The sequence below is a fragment of the Agromyces mediolanus genome, from assembly GCF_014648575.1.
GTDB classification, from domain to species: Bacteria; Actinomycetota; Actinomycetes; order Actinomycetales; family Microbacteriaceae; genus Agromyces; species Agromyces mediolanus.
This window is the reverse complement of the sequence record NZ_BMRJ01000002.1, coordinates 887818-894138: the sequence shown is the minus strand read 5'-3', so window position 1 is coordinate 894138 and position 6321 is coordinate 887818. Positions and strand designations below refer to the sequence as shown.

General features: G+C 72.0%; 3 protein-coding genes. 1 reads left to right on the top strand and 2 read right to left on the bottom strand.

Annotation, left to right across the window (positions count from 1 at the left end; genetic code table 11):
• Nucleotides 1–508 precede the first annotated feature (508 nt).
• A complete protein-coding gene (locus tag IEY71_RS14045; RefSeq protein WP_189085927.1) occupies nt 509–1339 on the bottom strand; it encodes an aldo/keto reductase in 831 nt (276 codons plus the stop codon).
• Between the two features lie 104 nt (nt 1340–1443).
• Here IEY71_RS14045 and hrpA point away from each other — a divergent pair, with 104 nt between their 5' ends.
• On the top strand, nt 1444–5463 hold the full coding sequence (gene hrpA, locus IEY71_RS14040; RefSeq protein ID WP_189085926.1) for an ATP-dependent RNA helicase HrpA: 4020 nt from the start codon (nt 1444–1446) through the stop codon (nt 5461–5463).
• Between the two features lie 55 nt (nt 5464–5518).
• Here the strand turns inward: hrpA and IEY71_RS14035 are convergent, their stop codons facing one another.
• Entirely contained in the window at nt 5519–6271 is a 753-nt protein-coding gene (locus tag IEY71_RS14035; protein ID WP_189085996.1) for an amino acid ABC transporter ATP-binding protein, read from the bottom strand.
• Between the last annotated feature and the right edge of the window lie 50 nt (nt 6272–6321).

The following is a 6321-nucleotide window of genomic DNA, read 5'->3' as shown; positions in this document are numbered from 1 at the left end:
ATCAATCAAAGGAATCCATACCCACTCCAAAAAGCAGGCTGGGGTTCAATAAATTGGCATTGAACATAGTGCACGCTGTTGAATTCTCAAGAAACGGACGCACCTGAGTTCCGGTCAATCAGACCTTCAATCAGGGCAACCTGTCTACCGTACCACCTCTGCGAGCCGGTCGAGACCGAGCGATTCGAACCAGAGAGATCTGGATCGAGATTCACAGAGGAGGAGGTTTCATCTTAGGCTTGAAATCACCGAGTCGCAATGCTGCGCCTTCGAGGTTATTTGGCTAAGATCTTCGCCGTTCGGGGCCCGTTCGCTTCTCGCGTTTTCCGGCCGCCGTGGCGACATGGAATAACTTACGCGGCTCCGGCCGCCGCAGCAAAATCGGGCCTGCATCCCGGGCGTGTCGCCTGGATTTCCGCGGTTCTCACCCGAGACGGCGCCGGAGACGAGCAGAGGCCCGCCGTCCTCATGGACGAACGGGCCTCTCGGTCGACGGGTGCGCGACGCGTCACTCGACCTCGTCGGGGTGCGCGCTCACGCGCCCCTCGCGCTCGAGCGCGGTGATCGCCTGCATCTCGGCCTCGTCGAGCGTGAAGTCGAAGACGTCGAAGTTCTCGGCCATGCGCTCGCGCCGGTTCGACTTCGGGAAGACGATGTTGCCGCGCTGCAGGTGCCAGCGGATGACGACCTGCGCCGGGGTCTTGCCGTGCGCCGACGCGGCGCTCGTCACCTCGGGGAGTTCGAGCAGCGGGTACTTGCCCTGCCCGAGCGGCCCCCAGGCCTCGATGGCGATGCCGTGCTCACGCGCGAACGACGCGGTCGCCGGCTGCTGATGCGCGGGGTGCAGCTCGATCTGGTCGACGGCGGGCACCACGCTCGTCTCGGAGAGCAGGCGCTCGAGATGCGGCACGAGGAAGTTCGAGACGCCGATGGATCGGGCACGACCCGACTCGCGGATGCGCTCGAACGCCTGCCACGTCTCGACGTACCGGTCGCGCGCGGGCGAGGGCCAGTGGATCAGGTAGAGGTCGACCTCGTCGAGGCCGAGTCGCTCGAGGCTCGCCTCGAAGGCGTCGAACACGGACTGCGTGCCCTGATCGTCGTTCCAGAGCTTCGTCGTGATGAAGAGCTCGTCGCGCGGGACGCCGGACGCGGCGATGGCCCGGCCCACCCCCGCCTCGTTGTCGTAGATGCGGGCGGTGTCGAGGTGGCGATAGCCGACCTCGAGCGCATCGCTCACGATGCGCTCGGTCTCGACGGGATCGACCTTGAACACCCCGAACCCGAGCTGGGGGATCGAACGGCCGTCGTTGAGCTGCACCACGGGAACCTGGGTCATGACTCCATCCCACCACGCGCCGCCGACACCGGGGAGGGTCGTTCGCTGCCCGCGATCATCGCCCGCGAACCGGGCGGCGCTCCGCGTCATACGATGGAGGGCTCATGTCTCGACTCGCCCCGGTGCCGCCCATCACCTACCCGCCCGAGCTCCCCGTCTCGGCGCAGCGGGAGGAGATCGCGCGCGCCCTGCGCGAGCACCAGGTCGTGATCGTCGCCGGCGCCACCGGCTCGGGCAAGACCACGCAGCTGCCGAAGCTCTGCCTCGAACTCGGCCGCGAGCAGATCGCGCACACGCAGCCCCGCCGCATCGCGGCCCGGACGATCGCCGAGCGCATCGCCGAGGAGACCGGCACCGAGCTCGGCGGCCTCGTCGGCTACCAGGTGCGCTTCACCGACCGGGCGAGCGAGTCCACCCGGGTGAAGGTGATGACCGACGGCATCCTGCTGAACGAGATCCACCGCGACCGCGAGCTCCGCCGCTACGACACGATCATCATCGACGAGGCGCACGAGCGCAGCCTGAACATCGACTTCCTGCTCGGCTACCTGAAGCAACTGCTCCCCCGCCGCCCGGATCTCAAGCTCATCGTCACGAGCGCGACCATCGACCCCGAGAGCTTCGCGAAGCACTTCGCCGACGCCGAGGGCACCCCGGCGCCGGTGATCGAGGTGTCCGGTCGCACCTACCCCGTCGAGATCCGGTACCGCCCGCTCGTGGGCGACGCCGCCGGCGACGACGACGAGGGCGCGGCCGCCGACGACCGCGACGTGCAGCAGGGCATCCTGGATGCCCTCGACGAACTCGATCGCGAGTCCTCGGGCGACGTGCTCGTCTTCCTCTCCGGCGAGAGCGAGATCCGCGACGCCGAGCAGGCGGTGCGCGCGCATGCGGAGCGCCGCGGCGGGCGGGGCGGCGCCACCGAGGTGCTCCCCCTCTACGGCCGGCTCTCCTCGGCGGAGCAGCACCGGGTCTTCGAGCCCTCGGCCGTGGCCGGGCTCCGCCGGCGGGTGGTGCTCGCCACCAACGTGGCCGAGACGAGTCTGACGGTTCCCGGCATCCGCTACGTCGTCGACGCCGGGACGGCGCGCATCAGCCGGTACTCCGCGCGTTCCAAAGTGCAGCGGCTGCCGATCGAGCCGATCTCGCAGGCCTCCGCCAACCAGCGCTCCGGCCGCTCCGGCCGCACGAGCGACGGCATCGCCATCCGCCTCTACGGCGAGGAGGACTTCGAGCGCCGCCCCGAGTTCACCGACCCTGAGATCCTGCGCACGAACCTCGCCGCCGTCATCCTGCAGATGGCCGCGCTCGGGCTCGGCCCGATCGAGGACTTCCCCTTCCTCACCCCGCCGGACACCCGCGGCGTCCGCGACGGCCTCGATCTGCTCGCGGAGCTCGGTGCGCTCGAGCCCGGCGGCCGTGACGATCCGCGCGGGCCTCGGCTCACCCGCATCGGGCGCCAGCTCTCGCGGCTGCCGATCGAGCCGCGCTACGCGCGCATGGTGCTGGAGTCGAAGGCGCACGGCGTCTCCCGCGAGGTGCTCGCGATCGTCGCGGGCCTCACGATCCAGGACCCGCGCGAGCGCCCGCTCGACCGACGCGAGGAGGCGAACCAGGCGCACGCCCGCTTCGTCGACCCGACGAGCGACTTCCTTACCCTGCTGAACCTCTGGAACCACCTCGAGCAGCAGCAGCGCGAGCTCTCCGGCAGCGCGTTCCGACGCCGTTGCAAGGCCGAGTTCCTGAACTCGCTGCGGGTGCGCGAGTGGCAGGACCTCTACCGCCAGCTCGTCCGGCTCGCGAAGCCGCTCGGCCTCGAGATCGCGGCCGGCCCCACGGGCGCGGGCGCCGCCGAGGCCGGGGCGAATGCCGACGGCATCCACCGCTCGCTCCTCGCGGGACTGCTCTCCCAGCTCGGCCTGCGCGACGACGCGAAGACCTCCTCGGGCCGGGGCGGCGCCGGCCAGGCCCGGGAGGCGGAGCGCAAGGGACGCCGGCCGCAGGCCGAGTTCCTCGGCGCCCGGGGCGCGCGCTTCGCGATCTTCCCCGGCTCCGCGCTCGCGAAGAAGCCGCCCGCCGCCGTGATGAGCGCCGAGCTCGTCGAGACGAGCCGGCTGTTCGCGCGCACCAACGCGGCGATCGACCCCGCGTGGGCCGAGCAGCTCGCCGGCCCCCTCGCGAAGCGCAGCTACTCCGAGCCGCGCTGGGAACGCCGCCAGGGCGCGGCCGTCGCCGACGAGAAGGTCACGCTCTACGGGCTCGCCATCGTGCCGAAGCGGCGCATGCAGCTCGCCCGCGCCGACGCCGAGCTCGCCCGCGAGCTCTTCATCCGCCACGCCCTCGTGCTCGAGGAGTGGGACTGGAACCGGCTCGACCGGCGCGTGTACGGCTTCATCCGGGCCAACCGGGAGCTCCGCCGGGAGCTCGGCGAGGTCGAGGAGCGCACCCGCCGCCGCGACCTGCTGCTCGGCGACGAGGCCGCGGTCGCCTTCTACGAGGCGCGCGTGCCCGCCGAGGTCGTCGACGCCCGCAGCTTCGAACGCTGGTGGCGCGCCGAGCACCGGGAGCGCCCGGAGCTGCTCACCATGTCGCGCGCGGACCTCCTCGGCGAGGAGGAGGCGGATGCCGCGGCCGACGGCTTCCCCGACGGCTGGGTGCAGGGCGACCAGCGGCTGCGACTCTCCTACCGCTTCGAGCCCGGCGCCCCCGACGACGGCGTCACCGTGCTCGTCCCGCTCGTGCTGCTGCCCCGGCTCGAGCCGAACGGATTCGACTGGCAGGTGCCGGGCCTCCGCGACGAGCTGATCACCGCCATGCTCCGCACCCTGCCCAAGGTGCTGCGCCGACAGGTCGTCCCGGCGGCCGAGTGGGCGGCGAAGATCGCCGCTGAGCTGCCCGCCGGGCCCGAGACCGGCGAGGCGCGCCCGCCGTTCGCCGAGATCGTCGCGCAGACGATCAAGCGCCTCACCTACGCACCGGTGTCGGCCGAGGACTTCGAGCTCGACCGCATCCCGCCGCACTTGCGCGTCACCTACCGCGCGGTCGACGAACGCGGCCGCGCGCTCGGCGACGCGAAGGAGCTCGCCGAGCTGCAGTCGCGGCTGGCCGAGCGGGCCGGGCGCGCCGTCGCGGCGACGTTCACGGGGGACGGCCGGGGCGGCCGACCGGGGCGCGGCGACCGGAACGGGGAGACCCGAAGCGGCACCGGCGAGCGCCGCGGCCCCGCCGCCGTCGCGGCCGCCGCGCACGAGGGGCCGAAGCCCGAGCGCGGGATCACCCGCTGGGTGTGGGACGCGCTGCCCGCGCACGTCGACACGAGGCAGGGCGGCAACACGATCCGCGCCTACCCGGCGCTCGTCGACGAGGGCGACAGTGTCGCCCTCGTGCTCGTCCCCACGGCCGAGGAGCGCGACCGGGCCTCGCGCCGAGGCATCCGCCGGCTCCTCATGCTGCAGACCCCCTCGCCGTCGGCCTACGTGCAGGAGCACCTCTCCAACGAGGAGAAGCTCTCCCTCGGCCAGAGCGCCTACCAGGGGCCGCGCGCGCTGCTCGAGGACTGCCTCGCGGCGGTCGTCGACGAGGAGCTGCGGCGGCGGCATCCCGACGGCCTGCTCGCGAGCCGCGCGGAGTTCGACGCGGCGCTCGCCGCGATCGGCGCCGTCGTCGTCGAGCGCATGTTCGAGACCGCCGCGCTCGTCGCGAAGATCCTGAAGGCCGCGCGCGAGGCGGACCGCACGATCGCGACGGCGTCCAGCCTGCAGCTGATGTCGGCGCTCGCCGATGCCAGGGCGCAGCTCGAGGCGCTGACGGCCGCCGGGTTCATCCAGGCGACGGGCCTGGCGAGGCTCCGGCACCTGCCCCGCTACCTCGAGGCGATCACCGTGCGGGTGCGCCGGATGCAGGAGAACCCCGGCCGGGACCGCCAGCTCATGACCGAGTTCGCGCAGGCCGCCGAGGCCTACGCGAAGGCGGGCGGCACCGTGCCGATCGACCCGGAGGCCGATCCCGCCCTCGTGCGCGTGCGCTGGCTGCTCGAGGAGCTCCGCGTCGGCCTGTTCGCGCAGGAGCTCCGCACGGCCGAGACGGTGTCGGTCCAGCGGATCCGGAAGGCGCTCGCCGGCTGAGCCGAGCGAGCGCCCTCCGTCGCGGCACGCCGTTCGGGCGTCGCGCGGACCGCGGCTACAGGACCTTCGAGAGGAAGGCCTTGGTGCGCTGGTGCTGCGGGTTGGCGAGCACCTCGCGCGGGTCGCCGGTCTCGACGACGACGCCGCCGTCCATGAAGACGAGGGTGTCCGCGACCTCGCGCGCGAAGCCCATCTCGTGCGTCACGACGACCATGGTCATGCCGGTCTTCGCGAGCTCCTTCATGACGTCGAGCACCTCGCCGACGAGCTCGGGGTCGAGCGCGGAGGTCGGCTCGTCGAAGAGCATCAGCTTCGGGTCCATCGCGAGCGCCCGCGCGATCGCGACCCGCTGCTGCTGCCCGCCGGAGAGGTGCGCCGGGTAGTAGTCGGCGCGCTCGGCGAGCCCGACCCGGGCGAGGAGTTCCAGCGCCCGGGCCTTCGCCTTCGCCTTGGAGAGCCCCTTCACCTGCGTCGGCGCCTCCATGACGTTCTCGAGCGCCGTCATGTGCGGGAACAGGTTGAAGCGCTGGAACACCATGCCGATGTCACGGCGCTGCTTCGCGATCTCCTTCGGGTGCATCTCGTGCAGGCGGCCGCCGGCCTCGCGGTAGCCGACGAGCTGGCCGTCGACCGCGAGCCGGCCGGAGCTGACCTGCTCGAGGTGATTGATGCAGCGCAGGAAGGTCGACTTGCCCGAACCGGACGGGCCGACGAGGCAGAGCACCTCCCCGCGCTTCACCTCGAGCGAGATGTCCTTCAGGACCTCGTTCGAGCCGAAGCTCTTCGACACGTGCTCGGCGCGCACCATCGGCACCGAGGCGTCCCGGGCGGCCGGGGCGCCCGCGGGCGCCGTCGTCT